The 24,368-nt window shown below is 61.9% G+C and carries 25 protein-coding genes; 14 read left to right on the top strand and 11 right to left on the bottom strand.

Features of this window, described 5'->3' with window-relative positions; translation table 11 throughout:
• The first annotated feature begins 9 nt into the window (after window positions 1–9).
• Both HX823_RS21715 and HX823_RS21710 read left to right on the top strand, forming a co-directional pair.
• On the top strand, window positions 10–1,239 hold the full coding sequence (locus tag HX823_RS21715; RefSeq protein WP_177076599.1) for a Zn-dependent hydrolase: 1,230 nt from the start codon (window positions 10–12) through the stop codon (window positions 1,237–1,239).
• 12 nt (window positions 1,240–1,251) lie between these two features.
• A complete protein-coding gene (locus HX823_RS21710; RefSeq protein WP_177076597.1) occupies window positions 1,252–2,280 on the top strand; it encodes a histone deacetylase family protein in 1,029 nt (342 codons plus the stop codon).
• Between the two features lie 46 nt (window positions 2,281–2,326).
• On the opposite strand, the gene HX823_RS21705 is transcribed toward HX823_RS21710, so the two are convergent.
• Genes HX823_RS21705 through HX823_RS21695 form a run of 3 tightly spaced genes read right to left on the bottom strand, consistent with a single transcriptional unit; the run spans window position 2,327 to window position 3,839 of the window.
• A complete protein-coding gene (locus HX823_RS21705) occupies window positions 2,327–3,199 on the bottom strand; it encodes a hypothetical protein (RefSeq protein ID WP_177076631.1) in 873 nt (290 codons plus the stop codon).
• A 44-nt stretch (window positions 3,200–3,243) separates the two neighbouring features.
• Entirely contained in the window at window positions 3,244–3,561 is a 318-nt protein-coding gene (locus HX823_RS21700; protein ID WP_177076595.1) for a type II toxin-antitoxin system RelE/ParE family toxin, read from the bottom strand.
• Window positions 3,558–3,839: a type II toxin-antitoxin system ParD family antitoxin gene (locus tag HX823_RS21695; RefSeq protein WP_177076629.1), complete on the bottom strand. Its 282-nt coding sequence runs from the start codon at window positions 3,837–3,839 to the stop codon at window positions 3,558–3,560. The genes HX823_RS21700 and HX823_RS21695 overlap by 4 nt, the downstream gene beginning before the upstream one ends.
• Before the next feature lie 330 nt (window positions 3,840–4,169).
• Here HX823_RS21695 and HX823_RS21690 point away from each other — a divergent pair, with 330 nt between their 5' ends.
• A complete protein-coding gene (locus HX823_RS21690) occupies window positions 4,170–5,072 on the top strand; it encodes a LysR family transcriptional regulator (RefSeq protein ID WP_095017547.1) in 903 nt (300 codons plus the stop codon).
• On the opposite strand, the gene HX823_RS21685 is transcribed toward HX823_RS21690, so the two are convergent.
• Window positions 5,064–5,822, bottom strand: a complete 759-nt coding sequence (locus tag HX823_RS21685; RefSeq protein ID WP_177076627.1) for a substrate-binding domain-containing protein — start codon at window positions 5,820–5,822, stop codon at window positions 5,064–5,066. The two genes, HX823_RS21690 and HX823_RS21685, sit on opposite strands and share 9 nt — an antisense overlap.
• Window positions 5,822–7,126, bottom strand: coding sequence for an MFS transporter (locus tag HX823_RS21680; RefSeq protein WP_038848342.1), 1,305 nt, complete (start codon window positions 7,124–7,126; stop codon window positions 5,822–5,824). Before HX823_RS21680 ends, HX823_RS21685 begins: the two co-directional genes overlap by 1 nt.
• A 140-nt stretch (window positions 7,127–7,266) precedes the next feature.
• Here HX823_RS21680 and HX823_RS21675 point away from each other — a divergent pair, with 140 nt between their 5' ends.
• From HX823_RS21675 to HX823_RS21635, 9 genes are all read left to right on the top strand, one after another.
• Window positions 7,267–7,467, top strand: a complete 201-nt coding sequence (locus HX823_RS21675) for a hypothetical protein (RefSeq protein WP_038848344.1) — start codon at window positions 7,267–7,269, stop codon at window positions 7,465–7,467.
• Window positions 7,468–7,675: 208 nt separating this feature from the next.
• Window positions 7,676–8,398: a GntR family transcriptional regulator gene (locus HX823_RS21670; protein ID WP_016975198.1), complete on the top strand. Its 723-nt coding sequence runs from the start codon at window positions 7,676–7,678 to the stop codon at window positions 8,396–8,398.
• Window positions 8,395–9,183, top strand: a complete 789-nt coding sequence (locus HX823_RS21665; RefSeq protein ID WP_177076593.1) for an SDR family oxidoreductase — start codon at window positions 8,395–8,397, stop codon at window positions 9,181–9,183. Before HX823_RS21670 ends, HX823_RS21665 begins: the two co-directional genes overlap by 4 nt.
• Window positions 9,184–9,250: 67 nt before the next feature.
• On the top strand, window positions 9,251–10,183 hold the full coding sequence (locus HX823_RS21660) for a 3-keto-5-aminohexanoate cleavage protein (protein WP_071488953.1): 933 nt from the start codon (window positions 9,251–9,253) through the stop codon (window positions 10,181–10,183).
• A 63-nt stretch (window positions 10,184–10,246) separates the two neighbouring features.
• A complete protein-coding gene (locus HX823_RS21655; RefSeq protein WP_177076591.1) occupies window positions 10,247–11,125 on the top strand; it encodes an SMP-30/gluconolactonase/LRE family protein in 879 nt (292 codons plus the stop codon).
• Between the two features lie 73 nt (window positions 11,126–11,198).
• Window positions 11,199–12,521 (top strand): MFS transporter, encoded by a 1,323-nt coding sequence (locus HX823_RS21650; protein ID WP_038846289.1) that lies wholly within the window; start codon window positions 11,199–11,201, stop codon window positions 12,519–12,521.
• A gap of 55 nt (window positions 12,522–12,576) precedes the next feature.
• On the top strand, window positions 12,577–13,893 hold the full coding sequence (locus HX823_RS21645) for an MFS transporter (protein ID WP_038846286.1): 1,317 nt from the start codon (window positions 12,577–12,579) through the stop codon (window positions 13,891–13,893).
• A 58-nt stretch (window positions 13,894–13,951) separates the two neighbouring features.
• Window positions 13,952–14,893, top strand: a complete 942-nt coding sequence (locus HX823_RS21640) for a LysR substrate-binding domain-containing protein (RefSeq protein WP_177076589.1) — start codon at window positions 13,952–13,954, stop codon at window positions 14,891–14,893.
• Window positions 14,894–14,924: 31 nt separating this feature from the next.
• Window positions 14,925–15,287, top strand: a complete 363-nt coding sequence (locus HX823_RS21635) for a 5-carboxymethyl-2-hydroxymuconate Delta-isomerase (RefSeq protein ID WP_038846283.1) — start codon at window positions 14,925–14,927, stop codon at window positions 15,285–15,287.
• Window positions 15,288–15,290: 3 nt separating this feature from the next.
• Here the strand turns inward: HX823_RS21635 and HX823_RS21630 are convergent, their stop codons facing one another.
• The 4 genes from HX823_RS21630 to HX823_RS21615 form a co-directional block, all read right to left on the bottom strand.
• Window positions 15,291–16,226 (bottom strand): LysR family transcriptional regulator, encoded by a 936-nt coding sequence (locus HX823_RS21630; RefSeq protein WP_038846280.1) that lies wholly within the window; start codon window positions 16,224–16,226, stop codon window positions 15,291–15,293.
• Window positions 16,227–16,363: 137 nt separating this feature from the next.
• Complete coding sequence (locus HX823_RS21625; RefSeq protein ID WP_177076587.1) at window positions 16,364–17,551, bottom strand: cyanate transporter; 1,188 nt, start codon at window positions 17,549–17,551, stop codon at window positions 16,364–16,366.
• A 143-nt stretch (window positions 17,552–17,694) separates the two neighbouring features.
• On the bottom strand, window positions 17,695–19,137 hold the full coding sequence (locus tag HX823_RS21620) for an aldehyde dehydrogenase family protein (RefSeq protein ID WP_038846275.1): 1,443 nt from the start codon (window positions 19,135–19,137) through the stop codon (window positions 17,695–17,697).
• Window positions 19,134–20,759, bottom strand: a complete 1,626-nt coding sequence (locus HX823_RS21615) for a 5-guanidino-2-oxopentanoate decarboxylase (protein ID WP_177076585.1) — start codon at window positions 20,757–20,759, stop codon at window positions 19,134–19,136. The genes HX823_RS21620 and HX823_RS21615 overlap by 4 nt, the downstream gene beginning before the upstream one ends.
• 111 nt (window positions 20,760–20,870) lie before the next feature.
• Between HX823_RS21615 and HX823_RS21610 the strand changes: the two genes are divergently transcribed.
• The gene (locus HX823_RS21610) at window positions 20,871–21,743 is read left to right on the top strand and encodes a LysR substrate-binding domain-containing protein (RefSeq protein WP_177076583.1); all 873 of its coding nucleotides are present in this window, start codon (window positions 20,871–20,873) and stop codon (window positions 21,741–21,743) included.
• A 60-nt stretch (window positions 21,744–21,803) separates the two neighbouring features.
• On the opposite strand, the gene HX823_RS21605 is transcribed toward HX823_RS21610, so the two are convergent.
• Window positions 21,804–22,418, bottom strand: coding sequence for an NAD(P)-dependent oxidoreductase (locus HX823_RS21605; protein WP_177076581.1), 615 nt, complete (start codon window positions 22,416–22,418; stop codon window positions 21,804–21,806).
• A gap of 33 nt (window positions 22,419–22,451) precedes the next feature.
• Window positions 22,452–23,318: an MBL fold metallo-hydrolase gene (locus HX823_RS21600; RefSeq protein ID WP_177076579.1), complete on the bottom strand. Its 867-nt coding sequence runs from the start codon at window positions 23,316–23,318 to the stop codon at window positions 22,452–22,454.
• A gap of 104 nt (window positions 23,319–23,422) precedes the next feature.
• Between HX823_RS21600 and HX823_RS21595 the strand changes: the two genes are divergently transcribed.
• A complete protein-coding gene (locus tag HX823_RS21595; protein ID WP_038846263.1) occupies window positions 23,423–24,328 on the top strand; it encodes a LysR family transcriptional regulator in 906 nt (301 codons plus the stop codon).
• Window positions 24,329–24,368: the final 40 nt, after the last annotated feature.

The raw sequence follows: 24,368 nt of genomic DNA, 5'->3' as shown, positions 1-24,368 counted from the left end.
GTGTCTGTAATGTTGAAGATCAATGGCGAGCGCCTATGGGCCAGCCTGATGGCCATGGCCGAGATTGGCGCCACGGCACGCGGCGGCAGTTGCCGCCTGGCTTTGAGCGGCGAAGACAAAGCCGGTCGCGAACTGTTCAGCCACTGGTGCACGGCCGCCGGGCTGACCCTGAGCGTGGATGCCATCGGCAACCTGTTCGCCCGTCGTGCCGGAACGGACAAGGACGCGGCGCCGGTGATGATGGGTAGCCACCTCGACACCCAACCCGAAGGTGGGCGTTTCGACGGTGTCTACGGTGTATTGGCGGGTCTGGAGGTGATCCGTAGCCTTGACGATCATGGGATCCAGACACGCAAGCCACTGGAAATCGCGGTATGGACCAACGAGGAGGGCGCTCGTTTTACCCCAGCCATGCTCGGTTCGGCGGTATTCACCGGCACCCTGGCACTGGACAAGGCCCTGGCCACCGCCGATGTCGATGGCATCAGTGTGGCCGAGGCTTTGCGTGCTACCGGCTACAACGGCTCACGCCCCTTGGGCGGCGCGGTGGATGCGTATTTCGAAGCGCATATCGAGCAGGGCCCGATTCTTGAGGACAACGCCAAGAGCATCGGTGTGGTCACCGGCGGGCAGGCGATCCGTTGGCTGGATGTGCGCGTCGAAGGCATGGCTGCCCACGCCGGCACTACGCCGATGCCGCTGCGTAAAGACGCCTTGTATGGCGCCGCACAGATGATCCAGGCGCTGGAAACGCTGGCGGCGGATTTTGCCCCGGAAGGCCTGACCACCGTGGGTGAATTGAGCATCGCCAAATCGTCGCGCAACACCATCCCTGGACTGCTGAATTTCACTGTCGACTTGCGTCATCACCGCGACGGCGATATCGATGCCATGGAACAGCAGGTGCGCCAACAATCGCAGGCCATCGCCGAGCAACGCGGATTGTCTGTGACCGTCAGCCCACACTGGATCAGCCCGGCTACACCTTTCGACGCCGATTGCGTCGCCTGCGTGCAAACCGCCGTGGATGCCCTGGGTTACAGCCAACAACGCATCGTCAGCGGTGCCGGCCACGACGCCATCCACCTGGCGCGCTATTGCCCAACGGCGATGATCTTCATTCCTTGTGTCGGTGGCCTCAGTCACAACGAAGCCGAAGACGTGTTGCCCGAGGACGTGCGCCAGGGCACCGACGTATTGCTCAATGCCGTGTTGAAACGCGCCGGTCAGGTTCAGTAAGGAGATTTCTTCATGCGTACGTTTTTTCATCCCGAACAACTTTTGCATCATCCGCGCAGCTACTACTCCCGTGGCCAGATGCGTACGCCGCAAGAGGTTCCCGAGCGGGCCCGTAACCTGTTGTTGGCCGCGCAAACCTTGGGTTTCGACATCCAGCAGCCGCAGGACTACGGCCTTGATCCCTTGCTGGCCGTACACGGTGCGCCCTACCTGGCTTTCCTGCAGGAAGCCCACCAGCGCTGGAAGGAAATCCCCGAAGACTGGGGCGACGAAGTCATGTCCAATATCTTCGTGCGCGAACCCAACGCCCTGCGCGGCATCCTTGCCCAGGCGGCGCGTTACCTCGCAGATGGCAGTTGCCCGATCGGCGAACTGACCTGGCGCTCGGCCTACTGGTCGGCCCAGAGCGCCGTGGCTGCCGCCCAGGACATTCTTGATGGCGCACCGGCTGCCTACGCCCTCTGTCGTCCACCGGGCCACCATGCGCGTTACGATGCCGCAGGAGGATTCTGTTACATCAACAACGCTGCGGTAGCTGCCCAGGCATTGCGGGAAGGTTTCCAGCGCGTCGCCGTACTCGATACCGACATGCACCACGGCCAAGGTATCCAGGAGATTTTCTACGACCGTGACGACGTGCTTTACGTCTCGATTCACGGTGACCCCACCAACTTCTACCCTGGCGTTGCCGGCTTCGCCGAAGAGCGCGGTAGCGCAGCAGGTGAAGGCTTTAATCTCAACCTGCCAATGCCCCACGGTGCCAGCGAGGCGGTGTTTTTCGAAAAACTGGAACTGGCCTTGGCGGCGGTGAAAAACTTCTCGGCAGATGTGCTGGTGTTGTCACTGGGTTTCGATATCTACGAGCTGGACCCGCAGAGCAAAGTCGCCGTTACACGGGAGGGTTTCGCGCGGTTGGGTGAGTGCATTCGCGGGTTGGGATTGCCGTGCGTGATCGTGCAGGAGGGCGGCTATCACCTGGAGACGTTGGATAGCAATGCGCGGGCGTTTTTTAATGGTCCGCAGGTTTGGGGGCCGCTTTAACCTGTGTCCACCGCCTCAACGCATAGATGAGGCGATGGTGCAGTGTTTACGGTAAGGATTTGCCTGTCTCGGGCACCAGCTCCAACACTCGGTCCCGCCCACCTTCGGCCAGCAGATAGGTCCCTCGACCGGTTGGCACAATCGACTGCGGCGCCTTCAGGAACGATAAGATCGTCTGCTGGTGCCCCAGCTTGTCTATCAGCAACAATCTCGCGCGATGCGTGGAGTCCTCATTGACCCACAGCCCGCGCTCATCGCACATCAAAAACGTCGGTTTGTTCAAGCCAGCCAGCACCACCGGATCATTGCCGTCTTCTGTCAGTTCTCGTACCACACCTTTTTTCTTCTCGGTGTAGAGCATGCGCCCATCGGTACAGCGCACAATGGACTCGCCTTCCTGAAGCTGATCACGCAGCACGGTCAGGGACTGATCGCTCCAGCGATAACGCAACAGTCGCCCGAAAGGCTTGCGGTCTTCGATGGCATAGAGGTAGTCACCGTCATCCCACAGACCCTGCACGCTTTCGCCCCTGAACAGTTCGGTGACGACACCGTCCTTGAGAAAACTCACGGGCAGGTCGGTGGACTCCTGGCTGAATACCCAACCACCGCGGGTGGCGAACAAACCATCGGGTTTGGACAGACTGCCCACCACTACTTCACGGGTGCCGTCCTTGAGGATGCGCACAATGCTGCCCTTGGCGTCATCGAGTTCCTGGCTGACCATCAACGACCCATCCCCCAAGGGCATCAACGAAGCGGCCTTGGGCACATCGCGATGCAGCACCTGCACACTCCAGCCGCGGGCTGCGCTGACAGGGTAGAAGCTTTGCCAGGCGAAAAAGCCCAGGGTGGCGGCGCACAGCAGGCCGATTACGCAGAGGCCCGGCTTGAGTGCTCGGTGCGCAGCGCTGCTCATTCTTCCATCTATCTTGTTCATTGATCACTCTTGTTGGTCTGGGATTACTCCCCATCGCCCGGCAACAATGCCGTGAAGTCCTGCCCGCCGTAAAAAAGCCCCAGGATCGAGACCGTTTCGGTATCGGAGTCCACCATGAATGCGATAACGGTGGTGCGCCGATAGTGAGTGATGCGCAAGTCTTTGAGCAGGTCATCACGGCGGGTGCCGCGCAAGGGAACCAGGCAAAGGCCTTCGCAGTAGCGGATGAGGCTGTCGATAAAGCGTGCAGCTATAACTGGGGAACTGGCATCGCTGATGTAGTCTTCAAGGGCGTCGAGTTGCGCCAAGGCTTCAGGCGAAAAGGCTACCGCGTAACTCACGCTTTCCCGGTGCCTTTTCGCTGACGCTTGGCTGCCATGTGTTCTCGAACCTGTTCGACGGACAGCGCGCGCTCGGGCTTGGCCTTGAGGGCTGCCGCAGCTGGGATCACCTCGTCCCGTAGCCAGTCTTCCATGGCGCGATCACGGGCCAGCAATACTCTCAGGCCGTCGCGGATCACTTCGCTCTCGGATGCATATTCACCGGCCGCGACCTTGGCTTTGACCAGGGCAGCCATTTCGATGGGCAAGGTAATGCTCATTTGCTGGGTTGAGCGCATGTGGAAGTCCGCCGAAGGAGGGTAGGATTCAATCCTACTTGACCACTGGCGTGATGCAAGAAGCAACTGATCGATGCCGATATCCAGCATCTCGTCGTCTGTCCAGAAGTAAGGGGTTTCCATGCGTGCTACATCTCCCGTTGTGAAGGTCAGGCCGCAAGTATTGACCCATTTCGACGATTGCGTGGCCGCATAAAACCCAATAACCCACTGATATGTATGACTTCATATTTGTAGCAGGGTTATTACGACAAGCCGCTCCCGGCATGCATGGCGCGCCATCGGCTCCCATACGATAATGCCCGCCACCTCGACCATATTGGCACTCCCGTGATCATCAACTTCGACCTCAACGACCTCCAAGCCTTTCGCGCCGTGGTAGACAAGGGCAGTTTCCGCGGGGCCGCCGAGGCCATCCGGATCTCGCAGCCGGCCCTCAGCCGGCGTATCGAAAAGCTCGAGACTGCCCTGGATGTGAAGCTGTTCGAACGCACCACGCGGCGCGTCAGCCTGACCATGGTCGGCCGCGCATTCCTGCCGCAGGTCGAGCGCATGCTCGACGATCTCGATGTCGCGCTCATGGGCATCAGCAATGTCGCGTCCACACGCATGGGCAATGTCACCATCGCCTGCGTGCCGTCCACTGCGTATTACTTCATGCCCCACGTGATCTCTGAATTCCACAAGTTGTATCCGAAAATTCGCCTGCGGGTGCTGGATGCCAGCGCCGGTGAAGTGTGCAATGCCGTAGAAAGTGGCGAGGCGGATTTCGGCGTGAGTTTCAGCGGCAGCCTGGCCGATGAAGTGGAGTTCGAACTGCTGCTGCAGGAGCGTTATGTGCTGGCCTGTCGCCGCGATCATCCCCTGGCCCAGCGTGACAGCGTGACCTGGTCCGAAGCCTACGAACACGACTACATCACCGTGGACAAGACTTCCGGCAACCGCTTCCTGCTCGACCAGGCGTTGCGTGGCGTGCGGGTGAAAAAGCCGAGTATCTGCGAGACGCACCACGTCACGACGATGATCGGGCTGGTGGAGGCAGGGCTGGGGGTCGCGATGGTGCCCTCGATTGCGATGCCGGCCGGCGAGCATCCGATCCTGGTGAGTGTGCCGCTGGTGGAGCCGCAGGTGATGCGCAATGTGGGCTTGATAAAACGCCGCGGGCGGACCTTGCCGCCAGCGGCGCTGGAGTTGGAACGGTTGGTGCGGGAGATGCCGTTTCGGTCAGCGTGACACCGAGTCCAGGCCGGTGGCTTGTACCACCGGTTGCGCCTGGGGCGACGCCAGGTACTGCAACAAGGCCTTGGCCTGCTCAGGGTGTTCGGCATTCACCGGAATGCCGGCGGCAAAACGGGTCACCGATTGCACATCCTCCGGGATCTTGCCAACGTAGGTCACACCCGCCACCGGCAGCAATTCCGCGACCTGTTGCAAGCCCACTTCGTAGTCACCCTTGGCGACCTGTTCGGCCACCGGCAGGCGTTCGATCATGGTGCCTTTGGCCGGCATGCCGAGCTTCTTGAACAACTCCTTCTCGACATACACACCGCTGGCGCTGTCCGAGTAAGCCACGGATTTGGCCTTGCTCAGCGCGGCTTTCAATTCGGCATCCGTACCGATTGCAGGTTTGACCGCGCCGGCCTTCACCACCAGGCCGATGCGCGAGTCCGCCAGTTCCACACGGGAAGCCGGGTCGACCTTGCCTTGTTTGATCAGGTTATCCAGGGCGTAGCCGACCATGATTACCACGTCGGCATGTTCGCCACGGGCGAGACGGTTGGGAATCGCTTCCGGCGCCTTGCCCATGGACGGACCCAGGATGGTGTCGAGGCTGTCACCGCTTTGCTTGGCGTACTGCGGGCCAAGCAACTTATACGCGGCGGTGAAACCACCCGACGTCATCACCTTGAGCTGTTCGGCCTGTGCCGACAGCGCCAGGGCGCCGAGGGCCAGGGCCGTCAGGGTCTTGAGCAACGGCTTCATCATGCCGCCTCCTGCATCACCTGCCCACGGGTGTTGGCGCGACGATACAACGCCAGGGTCGAGCACAGCGCGCAGGCGGCGGCGAACATCATCCAGTAGGCCGGCGAGGCCTTGTCTTCGGTGATGTGGATGAACCAGGTGGAGATTGCCGGGGTGAAGCCGCCGAAAATCGCAGTCGCCAGGCTGTAGGCCAGGGAGAAACCTGCCACACGCACTTCCACCGGCATGATTTCGGTCAGGGCCGGGATCATGGCACCGTTGTACAGGCCGTAGAGGAAGGAGAACCACAGCAGGGTTTCCAGCATATGGGCGAAGCTTGGGGCATTTACCACGTAGGATAGCGCTGGATAAGCCGTGAGAACCGTCAGCACGGTCATGGCGATCAGCACCGGCTTGCGGCCGAAACGGTCGCTCAGGGTGCCGCCGATCGGCAGCCAGACAAAGTTCGACACCGCCACCAGCAGGGTCACCAACAGCGCGTCGGAGGTGCTCAATTGCAGCACGGTCTTGCCGAAGGTCGGTGCATACACGGTGATCAGGTAGAACGCGGTGGTGGTCATGGCCACCATCAGCATGCCGCCGATGACTACGGTCCAGTTCTTCACCAGGGTCGCCAGCACTTCACGCATGGTCGGGCGATGCTTGCGGTTGGCGAACTCTTCGGTTTCCTGCAGGTTGCGACGCAGGATGAAGATGAACGGGATGATCACACAGCCGATGGCGAACGGAATGCGCCAGCCCCAATCGGCCACCACGGCGGGTTCCATCCACACGTTCAGGCCATAACCCAGTGCGGCGGCGACCACGATGGAGATCTGTTGGCTACCCGATTGCCAGCTGGTGTAGAAGCCTTTGCGGCCGGGTGTGGCCATTTCGGACAGGTACACCGACACACCGCCCAGTTCCGCGCCGGCCGAGAAACCTTGCAGCAGGCGGCCAAGCAGCACCAGCAGCGGTGCCCACAGGCCGATGGTGTGATAACCCGGCACCAGCACGATCAGCAGCGTGCCGCTGGCCATGATCGACAGGGTCACGATCAGTCCTTTGCGGCGACCGACGTCATCAATGTAGGCACCCAGGATGATCGCGCCCAATGGACGCATCAGGAAGCCCGCGCCGAACACGGCGAAGGTCATCATTAATGACGCAAACTCATTAGCGGCAGGGAAGAACGCGGCAGCGATGTAGGTGGCGTAAAAACCGAACAGGAAGAAGTCGAACTGTTCGAGGAAGTTGCCCGAAGTCACGCGGAAAACCGCGCCCACTTTCGAGCGGGCAGAGTCGGGTCGGGTAGGGCTAGTCATGGTTTTGTGTCTCCAGCGTTCTTTTTAAAGTGCTTGTTTCGCCTAAGACCGAGAATAGTGGCTGACACATTTAGAAATGATAAGTGACAAATTTGGATAGATTGATGCGCATTGGCTATCAATCAGTGATGCGGTCATAAATGCGTTCGCTGTTCTATGCTGAAGGTGTGACCAATTCTTACGGATGGGAGGTGGCGATGACTGATCAACAGAAACGGCGGGACGAGCCGGAGCGTGAACAACCCCGGCGGCGGGAGGAAGAAAAACCGCAGACCTGGAAGCATCCCGATGATGGGACGGAGCTTTCCGAGCGGGATCAGGAGCGCCCGCTAAAACCCTAATATCAGGCTAAACGCGGTCCAAATGTGGGAGCGGGCTTGCTCGCGAAGACGGAGCGTCAGTCAACAGTGCTGTGACTGATCAACCGCTTTCGCGAGCAAGCCCGCTCCCACATTTATCTGTGCACTCTCATAAATGGGAAACTATTTGACATATTTGATTTGTGATCACATATTGAGGCCATAAGAACGACAACACAGGTTTTGCCTCATGACAGATGGTCCGCTCCTCCTGCCCACCCTGCGCCAGGTGTCCCGCGATACCTTGCAAGACCAGGTCTACCGCCAGATCCGCGAAGCCTTGATGAGTGGCCGTTTCCAGCCTGGCCAGAAACTCACCATCCGCGGTCTCGCCGAAGCGCTCGGTTCCAGCCCGATGCCAGTGCGCGAAGCGCTGCAACGCCTCAGCGCCGAAAACGCCTTTGAAGTCACCGAAACCTCCCGTCTGCGTGTGCGGCTGATGACGGTCGAACGCTTGCGCGAAATCCGTGATGCGCGGGTCGCCCTCGAAGGTTTGCTCGCCGAAAAGGCGGTGCTGCTCCTGCAAAAAGCCGACCTCGACGAAATCACTGACCTCTGCCAGCAGATGCAACACGCTGCCGACGAAGTCGACGTGTCGCGCTATCTGTGGACCAACTTTGCGTTTCACCGGCGCATCTACGCCGTGGCCCAGGCCGAGTTGACCATGGCTGCCGTGGAAAACTTCTGGCTGCACATGGGCCCGTGCTTTGCGTTGGTCGCCCCGGATAAAGCTCACCTGCAACGCTCGATGGAGGCGCACACGCGCATCGTCGAAGCGCTGGCTGCCCGCGACGGCGCCGGCGCACGCGCAGCGGTGACCGATGACATCATGCAGGCCGCCGATTCCCTGGCGCGCCTGCTCGTCAAGAACGACCGTTCGCGGTCGTCAGCTTCAGGAGGTAAACGTGCATGAGTGTCCTACAACGGCTGCAGCCCTATCCTGGGTTACGTGTGTTGATTTCCGGCGGGGCTGCCGGTATTGGTGAAGTGCTGGCAGCGGCGTATCTGGAAGCCGGTGCGCAGGTGCATGTGTGTGATGTGAGTGAGCCGGCCCTGGCGGCGTTTCGCGACAAATACCCAGGCACCGTCGCCACCCGCGCGGATGTCAGCGATGCCGCGCAGATCGAGGCGGTGTTCCAGGTGCAGCGCGAGCAGTTCGGCGGCCTCGATGTGCTGGTCAACAATGCCGGAATCGCCGGGCCTACCGGCGGGATCGATGCGATCAGCGACGCCGAGTGGCAAGCCACCATCAATATTAATCTCACCGCGCAGTACCGCTTTGCCCACCACGCCGTGCCGATGCTCAAGGAATCGTCCCACGGCCATTTGCTGCATATCGCCTCGGTGGCGGGGCGCTTGGGCTACGCGTGGCGCACGCCCTATGCGGCGACGAAATGGGCGATCGTCGGCTTGATGAAATCCCTGGCCTCGGAGCTGGGCGAGAACGACATCCGCGTCAACGCCTTGCTGCCCGGCATCGTCGAAGGCCCGCGCATGGACGGCGTGATCCGCGCGCGTGCGGAGCAGGTCGGCGTGCCCGAAGCCGAGATGCGCCAGGAATACCTCAACAAGATTTCCCTCAAGCGCATGGTCACCGCCGAAGACGTGGCCGCCATGGCGTTGTTCCTCTGTTCGCCCGCCGCACGCAACGTGACCGGCCAAGCGATCAGCGTCGACGGTAACGTCGAGTACCTGTAAGCCACGGAAGAACACATCGCGCTGTACCCAGGATTTTTTTCATAAGAATAAAAGTCGGAGATTCGTCATGCCCAAAAATCGTCCTGTCATCATTACGTGCGCCGTTACCGGTGCGATTCATACGCCGTCGATGTCACCGCATTTGCCGATCACCGCCCAGGAAATTGCCGACGCCGCCATCGGAGCCGCCGAAGCCGGCGCCGCGATTGTGCACCTGCATGCCCGTGACCCCAACGACGGCCGCCCCAGCCAGGACCCGGCGCTGTTCGCCGAATTCCTGCCGCAGATCAAGGCCGCCAGCGACGTGGTGATCAACATCACCACCGGCGGCGCGCCGACCATGGGCGTGGAAGAACGCCTGCAGCCGGTGATGCAGTTCAAACCGGAACTGGCCTCGCTGAACATGGGCTCGATGAACTTCGGCCTGTACGAAATGCTCAACCGCTTCACCGATTTCAAGCACGACTGGGAGCGGCCGTACCTCGAAGAAAGTGACGACCGGATCTTCCGCAACACCTTCCGTGACATCACTCACATCCTCAATTCCTGCGCCGAAAACCGTACGCGTTTTGAGATCGAGTGCTACGACATCGGCCACCTCTACACCGCTGCGCACTTCCTGGAGCGCGGCCTGCTCAAGCCACCGTTGTTTATCCAGTCGGTATTCGGCTTGCGCGGCGGCATCGGCGGGCACCCGGAAGACCTGGCACACATGCGCCGTACCGCCGACCGTCTGTTTGGCGACGACTACGTGTGGTCGATCCTCGGCGCCGGGCGTGGGCAGATTCCTCTGGCGACCATGGGCCTGTCCATGGGCAGCAACGCGCGCGTGGGGCTTGAGGATTCGCTGTGGGACGGGCCGGGCAAACTGGCGGCGTCGAATGCCGATCAGGTCCGGCGCATTCGTACCGTGATCGAAGCGCTTGGCCACCGCGTCGCCACGCCGGATGAAGCGCGGGAAATCCTCGGGCTCAAGGGGCGCGACCAGGTCAACTTCTAACCCAACAAACCGCCGCGTCAAGCCGCGGCTTGCATCCCGCACAACAACAATAAGGGGATCACCATGCGTATCGAAGTGCTCGTCGACGTCAAGACCACCCTGGGCGAAGGCCCGGTGTGGGACGTCGAGCAACAACGCCTGTATTGGATCGACAGCGCCGACGGCCGCATCCTGCGTTGCACCGACGACGGTCGAGAGCTGCGGGCCTGGGACGTGGGCCAGAAAATCGGCTCCATGGCCCTGCGCCGTGACGGCGAGTCGGCCATCGTCGCCCTGCAAAACGGCGTGCACACCCTCGACCTCAACAGCGGCGAACTCAACCTTGTCGCTGATCCGGAACCGCACCTGCCCAACAACCGCCTCAATGACGGCAAGGTCGACCGCCAAGGCCGCTTTATCTTCGGCTCCATGGACACCCAGGAAGACAACGCCAGCGCCAAGCTTTATCGCCTGGACGCTGACCTGAGCCTGCACACATTGGACGAAGGCATCATCGTGTCCAACGGCCCGTGCTGGAGCCCGTCGGGTGACACCTTCTACTTTTGCGACACCTGGTCCGGCGAGATCTGGGCCTACGACTACGACCTGGCCTCCGGCAACGTCAGCCACCGTCGCACCTTCGCCAAGGTCGATACTTCCGGCGGTGGTGCCGCCGATGGTTGCACCGTGGATGCCGAAGGCTGCCTGTGGCAGGCGTTGGTCTACGCCGGAAAACTGGTGCGCTATACCCCCGACGGCCACGTCGATCGCATCATCCAGATGCCGGTGAAAAAGGTTACCAGCCTGACCTTTGGCGGGCCGAACCTGGACACCCTGTTTGTGACCTCCATGGCCAAGCCGCCGCTGCCGCGTTTTCCGGCAGACGGCCAGCAGCGCGGAGCGCTGTTCGCCATTACCGGGTTGGGCGTGCAAGGAATAGCCGAGCGACGGTTCGCCAGCTAGCGCGTGTGTGTGACAAGGCATATTCCTTCGCAACCTTGTGTCAGTGCGCGCCCTTGCGCGCCTGGAGAGGCCCATGGCAACTATCAAAAAAGCGTCGCTGCGCAGTATTCACCGGCATTCCTGGGTGTCGCTGCTGGTCTGCTGGATGATCTGGATTCTCAACGCCTACGACCGTGAGATCGTGCTGCGCTTGGGGCCGACAATTTCCAAGCATTTCGATTTATCCGCCGACCAATGGGGCACCGTGGCTACCGTGGTGATGCTGGCCCTGGCGCTGCTGGATATTCCCGGTTCGATGTGGAGCGACCGTTATGGTGGCGGCTGGAAACGTGCGCGCTTCCAGGTGCCGCTGGTGCTGGGCTACACGGCGATCTCGTTTCTGTCCGGCTTCAAGGCGTTGAGCGGCAACCTCGCCACCTTCATTGCCCTACGCGTCGGCGTCAACCTCGGCGCCGGCTGGGGCGAGCCGGTGGGAGTGAGCAACACTGCCGAATGGTGGCCGGTTGAGCGTCGCGGTTTTGCCCTGGGCGCGCACCATACGGGTTACCCGATTGGCGCGATGCTCAGCGGTATCGTCGCGAGTTTTGTCATCACCGTGTTTGGTGAAGAGAACTGGCGCTATGTGTTCTTCTTCGCGTTCGTGGTGGCGCTGCCGCTGATGATTTTCTGGGCGCGTTATTCCACCGCCGAGCGCATCACTGCACTGTACGTCGACATCGCCGCCAAAGGCATGACCCCGCCGGACAACGCGCCGGCCAGTCAAGTCAAAGGCGAGGCCTGGCGTACATTCCTTGCCACCTTGCGCAACCGCAATATCGCCCTCACGGCGGGCAACACCATGCTCACCCAAGTCGTATACATGGGCGTCAACATCGTGCTGCCGGCCTACCTCTACAACATCGCCGGGCTGTCCCTGGCCGAGTCGGCGGGGATGAGCGTGGTGTTCACCCTCACCGGCATCCTCGGGCAACTGGTGTGGCCGTCGCTGTCGGACATCATCGGCCGACGCACCACCCTAATCATCTGCGGCGTGTGGATGGCGGCGAGTGTCGGCGCGTTCTACTTCGCCAACACCCTGACGCTGATCGTCGTGGTGCAACTGCTGTTCGGCCTGGTGGCCAATGCGGTGTGGCCGATCTATTACGCCGTGGCCTGCGACTCGGCCGAACCGTCAGCGACGTCCACCGCCAACGGCATCATCACCACCGCGATGTTCATCGGTGGCGGCCTGGCGCCGGTGCTGATGGGCAGCTTGATCGCCATGGGCGGCGGCTGGACCACGTTGCACGGCTACACCGTGTGTTTCTTCGTGATGGCCGGCTGCGCCCTGGGCGGCGCGCTGCTGCAACTGTTTTCCCATCGCCCCCAGGCGTTGGCTATGCAACTCGACTCCTAGAACAACACCGATGCGCCCCCCAGCCCGGCTGGCGGGGCGCCAAGAGGAATTGCCGATGACTACCGCGACTTCCGCCCGCACACCGCAGGCGTTGAACAAACTGATGTTCGTCAAGCTGATGCCCTTGCTGATCATCGCCTACATTCTGAGCTTCCTGGACCGCACCAACATCGCCCTGGCCAAGCATCACCTGGACGTCGACCTGGGCATTTCCGCCGCGGCGTACGGGTTGGGCGCGGGGCTGTTTTTCCTGACGTATGCACTGTCGGAAATCCCCAGCAACCTGATCATGCACAAGGTCGGCGCACGGTTCTGGATCGCGCGGATCATGGTGACCTGGGGCCTGATCTCGGCGGCCATGGCCTTTGTGCAGGGCGAGACCTCGTTCTACGTGCTACGCCTGTTGCTGGGCATTGCCGAAGCCGGACTCTTCCCTGGCGTCATGCTCTACCTGACCTACTGGTTCAACCGCGAACAGCGGGCACGCGCCACCGGTTATTTCCTGCTCGGTGTGTGCTTCGCCAACATCATCGGCGGCCCGGTGGGCGCGGCCTTGATGCGCATGGACGGCATGCTCGGCTGGCACGGCTGGCAGTGGATGTTCATGCTCGAAGGCCTGCCGGCGGTGGCGTTTGCCTGGGTGGTCTGGCGCAAACTGCCGGACCGTCCGAGCAAGGCGCCATGGCTGTCGGCCGAGGAAGCGCGCGGCATCGAACAGCGCATCGCCCAGGAAACCGAAGAGGGAGCGGGCGAGGGTGGTCACTCGTTGAAAAACTGGCTGACCCCGCAAATCCTGCTGGCGATCTTTGTGTACTTCTGCCACCAGATCACCATCTATACCGTGATCTTTTTCCTGCCGAGCATCATCAGCAAATACGGCGAGCTGAGCACCATGAGCGTCGGCCTGCTGACCTCGCTGCCGTGGATCGCGGCGGCACTTGGGGCCTTGCTGATACCGCGTTTTGCCACCACGCCCGGGCGTTGCCGGCGGTTGCTGATCACGGGCCTGTTGACCATGGCGCTGGGCCTGGGCATCGCGTCGATATCGGGGCCGGTGTTCAGCCTGCTCGGTTTTTGCCTGTCGGCGGTGATGTTCTTTGTGGTGCAGTCGATCATCTTTCTGTACCCGGCTTCGCGCCTCAAAGGTGTTGCGCTGGCGGGTGGGCTGGGTTTCGTCAACGCGTGCGGGCTGCTTGGTGGGTTTGTCGGGCCGTCGGTAATGGGTGTGATCGAGCAAAGCACCGGCAATCCCATGAACGGCCTGAAGGTGATTGCGCTGGTATTGGTGGTGGCGGCTATTGCGGCGCTGCGGTTGCGCATGGGGCACGAACCTGAGCGTGGCGCACAGGCCAGCGAAGCGTCCTACACGTAGACGCCGGCAACGGGGCTTTCTACACTGCGGCTTGTCTTGGGGAAAGGGGCAGGCGCCGATGAATCGCAATGAATTACGCAAGGCCGACATCAACCTGATGGTGGTGTTCGAAGCACTGATGCTGGAACGCAACGTCACGCGGGTGGCAGAGAAGCTGTTTCTCGGCCAGCCGACCATCAGCTCGGCCCTCAACCGCTTGCGTACTTTGTTCAATGACCCGCTGTTCATTCGCGTCGGCCACCGCATGGAGCCCACGGCGCGGGCCGAGGAAATCATCCAGCATTTATCGCCAGCGCTGGACTCGTTGTCCTCGGCCTTGAGCCTGACCCATGACTTCGACCCGTCGATCAGTACCATGACCTTTCGCATCGGCCTGTCCGATGATGTCGAGTTCGGCCTGTTGCCGCCGTTGCTGCGCGCCCTGCGCCAGGAAGCGCCGCAAGTGGTGTTCGTGGTGCAACATGTGGATTACTGGCGCATCCCCGATCTGCTGGCCTCTGGCGATATCACCGTCGGCATCACCCAGACCCGTGGCCTGCCAGCGAATGCCAAGCGCAAGCTGCTGCGCCATATCCGCCCGCGTATCCTGCGTGCCGATGCCTCGGACACACCGCTGACCCTTGACGAATACTGCTCACGCCCTCACGTGCTGGTGTCCCACACCGCCAACGTGGCGGGGTTCGCCGATGAGTGGCTGGCGGAAATCGGCCGCAAGCGCCACGTGGTGTTGTCGGTGCCGCAATACAGCGCACTGCCGGCGTTGCTCGCCGGCACCGACCTGATCGCCAGCCTGCCGGACTACACCGCCGAGGCCATGGCCGTGTCGGGCCACCTGTTCTGCGAGCCGTTCCCGTTCGAGACGCCGACCCTGGATTTGTCCATGGTCTGGCTCAGCCACGTGGACACGGACCCGGCCGAGCGCTGGGTACGCTCGCGACTGGAAGCGTTCATGAGCGATCGAGGGTTTGGCGACCAAGGCCTGACTCCGTGGTATATCTAGGATTCTTCCTACCAAAGACTCGGAGCCCTCCATGCCACACCTGCACCTGGAATACACCGCCAACCTGACGAACCTGGCCGTTGAGAAAACCCTGCTACGGCTAAACAACGTGTTGATGGTGTCTGGCCAGTTCGGTTCCGAGTTCGATATCAAAAGCCGTGCGGTCAAGGTCGAGACGTTCCAGGTGGGCACCTCCCTCGACCCGCGCGGTTTTATCGCGGTGAAGCTGTCACTGCTCAGCGGGCGTTCGCCGCAGGTCAAGAAGCAGTTGTCGGAAAGCCTGCTGGCAGCCTTGCAGGACCTGGGCGACTGGCCGGAGGGCGTGCAGGTTCAACTGAGTGTCCTGTTGGTCGACATGGACCGCGATTCCTACAGCAAAGTCGCAATTGGCTAAGCCCTACAACAACCCCTGATCCGCACACACCTTCACCACCTGCTCACGAAACCAGGTATTGGCACTGTCCTGTTCACTGGTTTCGTTCCACTGCATCTCCAGGGTGAACCCCGGCAAGCCGTTCGGCGCTTCGCAATGGCCGAACACCGTGGACGGCGCCAGCAACTTTTGCACGCGACGGGGCAAGGTGACGATGAAGTCCGTGCCGGTGATCATCTTCAAGGCTGCGCTGTAGCTGTTGGCACGGGCGATGACCTGGCGCTTGTGGGCCTGGCGTGCGAGCCAGCCGTCGATCATGTTGGTGTCGGAGGTCCACGGCGTGGGAAACACGTGGCGTCGTTCGACGAAGGACTGCAGGCTGAAGGCCGGTTCCCGCGGCGCCGAGTGTTTATCGAACACGCACACCAAGTCGTCCTCCAGCAGCATCTGGGTGCGGAAGTCTTTGTGGGCGCGATGGAAGTTGGGGCCGAAGCAAATCACCAGGTCGAGACGACCTTCGCGCAGGTCGTCGGCGGGGATGTCGGTTTCCAGCTTCTGCACATTGACGATCACCGGCAGGTCGGCGCGGTCAAAGTTTTTCAACAGGCGCGGCAGGATCAACTGTTCGAAATATTCCGGCGCACACACGTTGAAGGTCACGGCCTTCAGCGTCGGATCGAAGGCTTGGCTGCCGGCGTGGCACAGGTTGATGCTTTCGAGGATCTTCTGCACATGGCCGTACATGGTGGTGGCCTTGTACGTCGGGCGCATGCCGGCGCGCGTGTTGATAAACAGCTCGTCTTCAAAACTGGTGCGCAGCTTCTTCAGGCTGTAGCTCACGGTGGACTGGCTGACAAACAGCGTTTCAGACACCTCGGTAACGCTGCTCTGGTCATAGACGGCGATAAACACCATCAAGTCCTGCATATCGAGCTTTCTGAGCAAGTTACTGTTTAGCATCGGTTTCGTCCGTAAACCCTTTGTACCGAACTCAGTACAAGACAGCACAAAAGCTTAACGGAACGAGCGTGCCAATAGAATGCTCTGTAGGGCGTTTCTATGTTTGGTGTGAGACAAATACTGTTTGCAACACGACCTCAACGGATATGTCGTGCGTAATGCTTTGGGTTGAAGCGCGTGACGATCAACAGCATCACCACGATCACCGCCGTCAGCGACCACCAGGCCCATTCGAAGCTGCCCAGTTGATCGCGGATCATCCCGGCGATCAGCGGCGACAACCCGGCAATCAGGTAGCCGATGCCTTGCACAAACGCGGTGAGGCCACCGGCGCGGCGCGGGTTGTCGAGGTGGTCGAGGGACAGGATCAGGCTCATCGGGAACAGGCCGCCGATGCCCAGGCCGAGCAGGCAAGGCCACAGCAGGCTCAGGTGTTGCGGGCTGAGAATCAGGCCACAGAAACCCAGGATGATCAGCACCAGCAACACCGCCACCACGCCGCGTTTATCCTGGCGACGGTTGGCGATGGCGGGGGTGATCAGGCCGGACACAACTTCCATCGCCGTCAGGAAACCCAGCAGCAAGCCGGCGTTCTGTTCACTCCACCCTTGCTCCACGTAGTACGGCGCCAGCCAGGCGAGCACGCAGGTGTAGGACGCGGTACCGAGTCCGAAAAACACCGCGAGCAACCACGCGCGACCGTTACCGAAAAATGACTCCTGAGGACCAGCACCGGCTTGGGGCAGTGGCGGCAACACCGAGCGCTGGGCGTACCAAAACACCAAGGCCAACAGCGCCAGCACGGCCCAGATCGCCAGGCCGATGCGCCAACTGCCGGTCTGCACCTGCACGAACGGTGCAAACGAGGCGGCCAGCGCCGCGCCGCCCATGATCGCGGTGACGTACAGGCCCATGAACAGCGAAACATTGTCACTGAACCGCGACTTGATCAGTGCGGGCATCAGCGCCTGGATCATCGCAATCCCCACACCGGCGGCAATGGCGCTGACAATCAACTCCAGCGCCGAATCGAGGAACAACCGCGACAATGTCGCCACGCCAATCACCAGCAGCGACACCACGATGCTGCGGTGCTCGCCAAAACGTTTGGCCAGGCCCATGCCGAAGAACATCGCCAAGCCCATGGCCATCACCGGCAACATGGTCAGCAGGGCCGCGCTGCTGAAACTCAACGGCACGTCGCCACGAATCGAGGACAACAGGGGGCCGACAGCGGCCATTGAGGGGCGCAGGTTGAGGGCGACCAGCACGACACTGATCATCAGCCAGACGGCGGTGGTGGGTTTTGTTTGGACGGTTTCCATGGGACGGCCTTGAGTGAACAGGGGCGAATCAGGCCATGGGTGGAGGAGGGGGGCAAATGAGAAAGTCGCAGGGGCTATCTAAAAAATGCGGATGACTTTGTGGCGAGGGAGCAAGCTTCCTCGCCACAAAAGATCGTTATGGGCTAAAGGGACCGGATCACATGCTTGATCTCCTGAAACGCCGCCAACCCCCAAGGCCCCAACTCGCGGCCAAGGCTGCTCTGCTTGTAACCGCCCCACGCGGCCTGCGGGAAGATCACCTGCGGTGCGTTGATCCACACCAGCCCGGCCTGCAAGGCGTTCGCCACGCGCTCGGCGGTTTCGTGGCTGGCGCTGACCACACTCGCCACCAGGCCGAAATCACTGTCGTTGGCCAGGGCAATGGCCTCGGCTTGCGAGGTGAAACGTCGTACACAGAGCACCGGGCCGAAGATCTCTTCGTTCCACAACGCGCTGTCCAGCGGTACGTCGGTGAACACGGTCGGGCGGATGAAAAAGCCCTTCGGCAGGTCCGCAGGTCGGTCACCGCCACACAGCAAACGTGCGCCGTCCTCAACACCGCGCTGGATATGCCCCAACACGCGTTGATATTGCACGCGGTTGATCAACGCGCCCATTTCCACGTGATCGGCAAACGGGTCAGCCACGCGAATGCCTTCAGCCCGTGCTTGTACACGTTGCAGGAATTCATCCGCCAGGCTGTCAGCTACCAGCACGCGACTGGTGGCGGAACACATCTGCCCGGCGTTGAAAAATCCACCGCCACAGGCCAGTTCCACCGCCAGGTCCAGGTCGGCATCGGCCAACACCAGCAGGGAAGATTTGCCGCCCAGTTCCAGGCTCACACCCTTGATGGTTTCGGCGGCGCGCTGCATCACTTGCACGCCGACGGCGTTGCTGCCGGTGAAGGAGATCTTCGCCACGCGGCGATCCGCCGCCAGTGGCGCGCCCACTTCCAGGCCCGTGCCGCACACCAGGTTGAACACCCCGGCCGGCAAGCCTGCCTCGGCGATAATCCGTGCCAGTTGCAGTTCCGCCAATGGCGTGACTTCCGATGGCTTGAGCACCACGCAGCAACCGGCCGCCAGGGCGGGAGCGAGTTTCCAGGCGGTGGTGACCATCGGGAAATTCCAAGGCACGATCAGCCCGACCACACCGCACGGCTCACGACGCAGGCGTGCGCTGAAGTCCGCGCTGGGCAATGCCACCGGGCTATCCTGGCTGGCATCCATCGCTTCGGCCACGCTGGCGTAATAGTCGAAGGTGGCGATCACATCGTCCACATCAATCGCGGCTTCAAACAGCGGTTTGCCGTTGTTGCTCGACTGCAGGTGCATCAGCTGTTCGCGCTGCTCGCTGACGCCTTGGGCGATCTTGCGCAACAGCGCGGCGCGGTCGCGGCCGGTGCTTTTTGACCAGTCGATGAACGCGGCGCTGGCGGCGTCGACCGCCTCGGTGACCGTGCTCGCATCGCCGACGCTGACGTGGGCCAGGACGGCTTCAGTCGCGGGGTTGATCACATCAAGCGAGGCCAGTCCGGCACGCCATGCGCCATTGATATACACACCGTTCAATACCGCGCTCATACCGTCACCGCCTTCATCCACAGCCCCTGTTCAATTTCAATCAGCGTCGGCCCTTGGCGATCAGCCGCTGCGCGTAGTGCCACGCGCAGCGACTCAATCCCTTGGATGCTGTCGGCGGCGCAACCGAGTGCCTTGGCCACGCCGATAAAGTCCGGCGTGTAGATGTCCACGCCGACCGGCTCGATGGCGCGGTTGACCATGTATTTCTTGATCTCCTCATAGCCGTGGTTATTCCACAGCAACACGATCACCGGCGTGCGCGCTTCCACCGCGCTGGCCAGTTCCGGGAGGGTGAATTGCAGGCCGCCGTCGCCGATCAGGCACACCACCGGCTGCCCATCGCCACGCCCCAGCCAGGCGCCGATGGCGGCAGGCAAGGCATAGCCCAAGGTGCCGTAGCCGGTGGACGAGTTGAACCAGCGGCGCGGGTGGTCGAGGTTCAGGGTCAGGTTGCCGCTGTACACCGGTTGGGTGGAGTCGCCCACCAGCACGGCGTTGGGCAGCTCTTCGAGGACGGTATTGAGGAACAGGGTTTGCGCGCGGGTGGCGGCGTCCCAGCTGGGGGTCAGTTCCGCCCACAGGCGCGCTACGCGTTCAGCGCCCCACGCGCTGTTACGCGGTGGCAACGACTTGCTGGTCAACTCGTCCAACAGCGCTTCGGTGGCGATTTGAGCATCGGCCACCAAGGCCACTTGCGGCGGGTAGTTGCGCACGGTCTGGTCGGGGTCGATATCGATGCGCAGCAGCGCGCCGGGAATCTCGAAACCACCGGCGAAGGTCACGTCGTAGTCGGTTTCCGCCAGCTCGGTGCCGATGGCCAGTACTACGTCCGCTTCGGCCACCAGTGCGCGGGTGGCAACCAGGGTCTGGGTTGAGCCGATCAGCAGCGGGTGGTGGCCGGGCAGCATGCCTTTGGCGTTGATGGTCAGGGCCACCGGTGCGCCGAGGGCTTCGGCCAGTCGGGTCAGTTCCGGCGCTGCGTCGATGGCGCCACCACCGGCCAGGATCAAGGGCTTCTTGGCGGCTGCGAGCAACTGGCTCATTTGCTTGACCGCCGACGGCGCCGCGCCGGCACGGGCCACGCTGACCGGTTCACTGCCCAGCAACGCGTCGGCATTTTCCACCAGCACATCCAGCGGGATTTCGATGTGCACCGGGCGCGGCCGTCCGGCCTGGAACAACGCAAACGCCCGCGCCAACACGCCGGGCAACTCTGCCGCCGACATCAGGGTATGGGAGAACGCCGCCACGCCGGCCATCATCGCGCCCTGGTTCGGCAGCTCATGCAGCTTGCCGCGCCCGCCGCCCAATTGGCTGCGCGACTGCACGCTGGAAATCACCAGCATCGGGATCGAGTCGGCATAGGCCTGGCCCATGGCGGTGGTGATATTGGTCATGCCGGGGCCGGTGATGATGAAGCACACGCCGGGTTTGCCGCTGGTGCGCGCGTAACCGTCGGCCATGAAGCCGGCGCCCTGTTCGTGGCGCGGGGTGACGTGGCGGATGCTGGAACGGGCCAGGCCGCGATACAACTCCACGGTGTGTACGCCGGGAATGCCAAACACCTGGTCCACGCCGTAGCCTTCCAGGAGGTTGACCAATACTTCGCCGCAGGTCGCCATAAAGGTCGCTCTTATTGTTGAGATAAGGCGTTATTGGACCGGCTGGCCGGTAGCGGCAACAATCGATAAAAAGTCATACTAGCCATGTCCTCACGTCATGGCTGCGCCCCGATGAAACGCCTCCCGCCACTGCCCGCGCTGCACACCTTCTGGGTCACGGCCCAGTGCTGCAACTTCACCCGCGCCGCCGAGCAACTGCACATCACCCAGGGCGCGGTGAGCCGGCAGATTGCCGGGCTGGAAAGTCATTTGGGTTATGCGCTGTTCCAACGCCAGGCGCGTGGCTTGAGCCTGACCGAAGAGGGCCGCGAATGGTCACTGCGCGCACAGCAGGTGTTTGGCCTGCTCGGCGAAGCGGTGGAGCAGATCGGCAGTCGCCGCCAGGTCCTGCAACTCAAGGCGTCCACCTGTGTGATGCGCTGGCTGCTGCCGCGCCTGATGCAATGGCAGAAGGAACGCCCGGACGTGCCGGTGGAACTCACCACCACCGTGGCCTACACCGTGGACTTTCGCCGCGAGCAATTCGACGCGGCGGTGATCTATGCGCCCATCGCCGAGCAATCGGCCGAGGCGCGGCATCTGTTCGATGAACAGCTCACGCCGGTCTGCGCACCGGCACTGCTCACGGGCTTGCACAGACCGCAAGATTTGCAGCAACAGGTCCTGCTGCATCCCACGCGGGATGAACGGGATTGGGCATTGTGGCTCAAGGCGGCGCAGACGCGGCTGGGCAATTTGAGCCAGGGCCATCATTTTGAAACGCTGGATTTGGCGATGACGGTTGCGTCACAAGGTTCCGGCGTGGCGATTGGCGACAGTGCGTTGATCGGCGAGGATTTGAAGGCGGGGCGGTTGGTGATGCCGTTTGAGCTTCGGGTGCCGACGGGGATGGGGTATTACCTGGTGTATCCGCCGGGGACCGAGCCTTCGGCTGGGCTTGAGGCCCTGATGGACTGGTTAATGAGCCAAGCGCAACAGTCGTAACACCCGAGATCAACTGTGGGAGCAGGCAAGCCAGCTCCCACAGTTTTTAACCGCGTTGCATCAGTAACCTACGGTGAAACGCTGGCGTGAGTGTTTCGGCGATTCAACTTCGTCGATCAACGCAATCGCATAGTCCGCAAAACTGATCCAACTGCGACCTTCACTGCTCACCAGCAAGTCATCCTGGCCCACCCGGAATTGACCGGTGCGCTCGGTCTCGACGAACTCCGCCGACGGCGACAGGAACGTCCAGTCCAGTTCCTTCTCCTGGCGCAGTGCGTCAAGAAACATCGCACCCGCGGTGGCTTCCGCTTTGTATTCCTCAGGGAAACCCACGCTGTCGATCACCCGACCGCCACCTGGCAGCAACAGCGAACCGGCACCGCCCACCACCAGCAGGCGTTTTACCCCGGCCTTTTTCACCGGCTCGATCACGGCGCTGGCGGGCAGGGTCGCGAAGTGCGCCGCGCTGATCACCACGTCGCTGCCACTCACCGCCTGTTGCAGGGCGTTGGCGTCCAGGGCGTCGACTTGTTTGACGGTGACGCCAGGGCGCACGGCCAGCGTGTCGGTATTACGAGCGATGGCGGTGACGGTGTGCCCACGACGCAGCGCTTCTTCCAGCAGTTGGCTACCGGCACGGCCGGTGGCCCCAATGATTGCAATCTTGCTCATGACGTTCTCCAGTACGTTAGGGTTTGAAACGGTTCACCACTTCATTTCGCCCTTGGCGACTTTGGCGCTCAGTTCCAGCGAGCTTTCGTCGGCGAGGGTGGGGTAACGCTTTTTCATGGCCGCGATCAGGGCGGCGGAATCCTTGGCCTGGGCGGTCTCGGCGTCGAAGGCCTTGATGTAGTCCGCGGTAAAGGCCACCGATTGCAGCGTCGGTGTGCCGAGGTAGTGGCCCGGGATCACGGTCTTTGGTTTCAGCTGTTGGATGCGTTGCAGTGTCGCCAGCCAGTCTTTATGGGACTTCGCGCTCTGGGTATCGGCCATCCACAGGTGGATGTTTTCGGAGACAACCACGCCACCGACCACGGCCTTGATCGACGGGATCCACACAAAACTGCGATCCGGCTGCGCGCCATCCAGGCCGATGACCTCCAGTGGCTGGCCTTCCAGGCTCAGGCTGTGACCTTCGAGGACCTGCGGCACGATGGTTTTAGACGGCTTGTCTGCGCCCATTTTCGGGCCCCAGAACTCCAGCTTGCCGGCGACGGTGGCCTTGATGTGGTCGACCACCGGTTGCGGCGCCAGCACCTTGGCCTCGGGGAAGGCGGCGGTGAGGGTGTCGAGGCCGAAGTAGTAGTCCGGGTCGCCATGGCTGATGTAGATGGTGGTGAGGTGCTTGCCGCTGGCGCGGATCTTCTGCACCAATTGCTCGGCCTGGCCTTTGCCGAATTGGGCGTCCACCAGGATCGCGTCCTTGGCGCCGCTGACCAGCACCGAGCTGACCGGGAAGATCGCGGCTTCGCCTGGGTTGTACACGTCCAGCTTCAGCTCGGCCGCAGCCGCATGGGCGGCGAAGGCCAGGGCGGCGGTGGCCAGGGTCAGGCGCTTGAAGGTTGAGAACATCGGGCAACTCCAGCATCGGTAAAGGATGCACAGAGCTTAGTTGCACAAAACCAGACTAAAAATGCGATGCTGGGACATAGTTTGTTTCTGAAATCGGGCAGATCATGGATCGTCTTCAAGCAATGCGCGTGTTTGTCACGGTGGTGGACCTGGGCAGCCAGTCCGCCGCCGCCGATCATCTGGACCTGTCGCGGCCGGTGGTGTCGCGTTATTTGGCAGAGCTGGAAGACTGGGTCGGCGCCCGTTTGCTGCACCGCACCACGCGCAAGCTCAGCCTGACGGCGGCGGGCAGTGAAACCCTGCCACGCTGTCGGCAATTGCTGGAATTGTGTTGCGACATGCAAGCCGCCGTCAGCGAGCCCGATGAAGCCCCCCGTGGTTTGCTGCGCTTGAGCGTCAGCACTTCGTTCGGCCAGGCGCAATTGGCCCAGGCCATTGCCGAATACGTCAAGCGCTACCCGCTGGTGACGGTCGACCTGCAGATGCTCGACCGCACGGTGAACCTGGTGGATGAGCGCATCGACCTGGCTATCCGCACCAGCAACGACCTGGACCCCAACCTCATTGCCCGGCGCCTCACGGTGTGCCGCTCGGTGGTGTGTGCCTCGCCGGCCTACCTGCTGGAGCATCCTGCGCCGCAGAAGGTCGAAGACCTGGCCGGTCACAATTGCCTCACCCATTCCTATTTCGGTAAAAGCCTGTGGCATTTCGAAGAGCGAGGTGAGCCGGTCTCGGTGCCGATCAACGGCAATATCACCTCCAACGAGGCCAGTACGTTGTTACGCGTGACGTTGGCCGGTGCCGGGGTGTCGATGTTGCCCACTTACCAGGCCGGCGATTACATCCGTCGCGGCGAACTGGTGCGCTTGCTGCCCGAGGCCGAGCCTCGGCAGATGAACATCTATGCGGTGTACGCCTCGCGCAAACACATGCCGTCGGCGCTGCGCAGCTTGCTGGATTTCCTGGTGCTGCGGTTTCCGGAAGAGCCGGCGTGGGATGTCGGGCTCTAGGCTGGGATCAACCGGTTGAATGTCGTCCGATAATGGCAAC

The sequence above is a fragment of the Pseudomonas sp. P7759 genome (assembly GCF_013386445.1).
In the GTDB taxonomy this organism is placed as follows: domain Bacteria; phylum Pseudomonadota; class Gammaproteobacteria; order Pseudomonadales; family Pseudomonadaceae; genus Aquipseudomonas; species Aquipseudomonas azotoformans_A.
This window is presented reverse-complemented; position numbering and strand designations above follow the sequence as displayed.

Coding starts and splice junctions, on each gene's coding strand:
- HX823_RS21715 (WP_177076599.1), top strand. CDS start 10: ATGTTGAAGATCAATGGCGAGCGCCTATGGGCCAGCCTGATGGCCATG.
- HX823_RS21710 (WP_177076597.1), top strand. CDS start 1,252: ATGCGTACGTTTTTTCATCCCGAACAACTTTTGCATCATCCGCGCAGC.
- HX823_RS21705 (WP_177076631.1), bottom strand. CDS start 3,199: ATGAGCAGCGCTGCGCACCGAGCACTCAAGCCGGGCCTCTGCGTAATC.
- HX823_RS21695 (WP_177076629.1), bottom strand. CDS start 3,839: ATGCGCTCAACCCAGCAAATGAGCATTACCTTGCCCATCGAAATGGCT.
- HX823_RS21685 (WP_177076627.1), bottom strand. CDS start 5,822: ATGAAGCCGTTGCTCAAGACCCTGACGGCCCTGGCCCTCGGCGCCCTG.
- HX823_RS21680 (WP_038848342.1), bottom strand. CDS start 7,126: ATGACTAGCCCTACCCGACCCGACTCTGCCCGCTCGAAAGTGGGCGCG.
- HX823_RS21675 (WP_038848344.1), top strand. CDS start 7,267: ATGCGTTCGCTGTTCTATGCTGAAGGTGTGACCAATTCTTACGGATGG.
- HX823_RS21670 (WP_016975198.1), top strand. CDS start 7,676: ATGACAGATGGTCCGCTCCTCCTGCCCACCCTGCGCCAGGTGTCCCGC.
- HX823_RS21665 (WP_177076593.1), top strand. CDS start 8,395: ATGAGTGTCCTACAACGGCTGCAGCCCTATCCTGGGTTACGTGTGTTG.
- HX823_RS21660 (WP_071488953.1), top strand. CDS start 9,251: ATGCCCAAAAATCGTCCTGTCATCATTACGTGCGCCGTTACCGGTGCG.
- HX823_RS21655 (WP_177076591.1), top strand. CDS start 10,247: ATGCGTATCGAAGTGCTCGTCGACGTCAAGACCACCCTGGGCGAAGGC.
- HX823_RS21650 (WP_038846289.1), top strand. CDS start 11,199: ATGGCAACTATCAAAAAAGCGTCGCTGCGCAGTATTCACCGGCATTCC.
- HX823_RS21645 (WP_038846286.1), top strand. CDS start 12,577: ATGACTACCGCGACTTCCGCCCGCACACCGCAGGCGTTGAACAAACTG.
- HX823_RS21640 (WP_177076589.1), top strand. CDS start 13,952: ATGAATCGCAATGAATTACGCAAGGCCGACATCAACCTGATGGTGGTG.
- HX823_RS21635 (WP_038846283.1), top strand. CDS start 14,925: ATGCCACACCTGCACCTGGAATACACCGCCAACCTGACGAACCTGGCC.
- HX823_RS21630 (WP_038846280.1), bottom strand. CDS start 16,226: ATGCTAAACAGTAACTTGCTCAGAAAGCTCGATATGCAGGACTTGATG.
- HX823_RS21625 (WP_177076587.1), bottom strand. CDS start 17,551: ATGGAAACCGTCCAAACAAAACCCACCACCGCCGTCTGGCTGATGATC.
- HX823_RS21620 (WP_038846275.1), bottom strand. CDS start 19,137: ATGAGCGCGGTATTGAACGGTGTGTATATCAATGGCGCATGGCGTGCC.
- HX823_RS21615 (WP_177076585.1), bottom strand. CDS start 20,759: ATGGCGACCTGCGGCGAAGTATTGGTCAACCTCCTGGAAGGCTACGGC.
- HX823_RS21610 (WP_177076583.1), top strand. CDS start 20,871: ATGAAACGCCTCCCGCCACTGCCCGCGCTGCACACCTTCTGGGTCACG.
- HX823_RS21605 (WP_177076581.1), bottom strand. CDS start 22,418: ATGAGCAAGATTGCAATCATTGGGGCCACCGGCCGTGCCGGTAGCCAA.
- HX823_RS21600 (WP_177076579.1), bottom strand. CDS start 23,318: ATGTTCTCAACCTTCAAGCGCCTGACCCTGGCCACCGCCGCCCTGGCC.
- HX823_RS21595 (WP_038846263.1), top strand. CDS start 23,423: ATGGATCGTCTTCAAGCAATGCGCGTGTTTGTCACGGTGGTGGACCTG.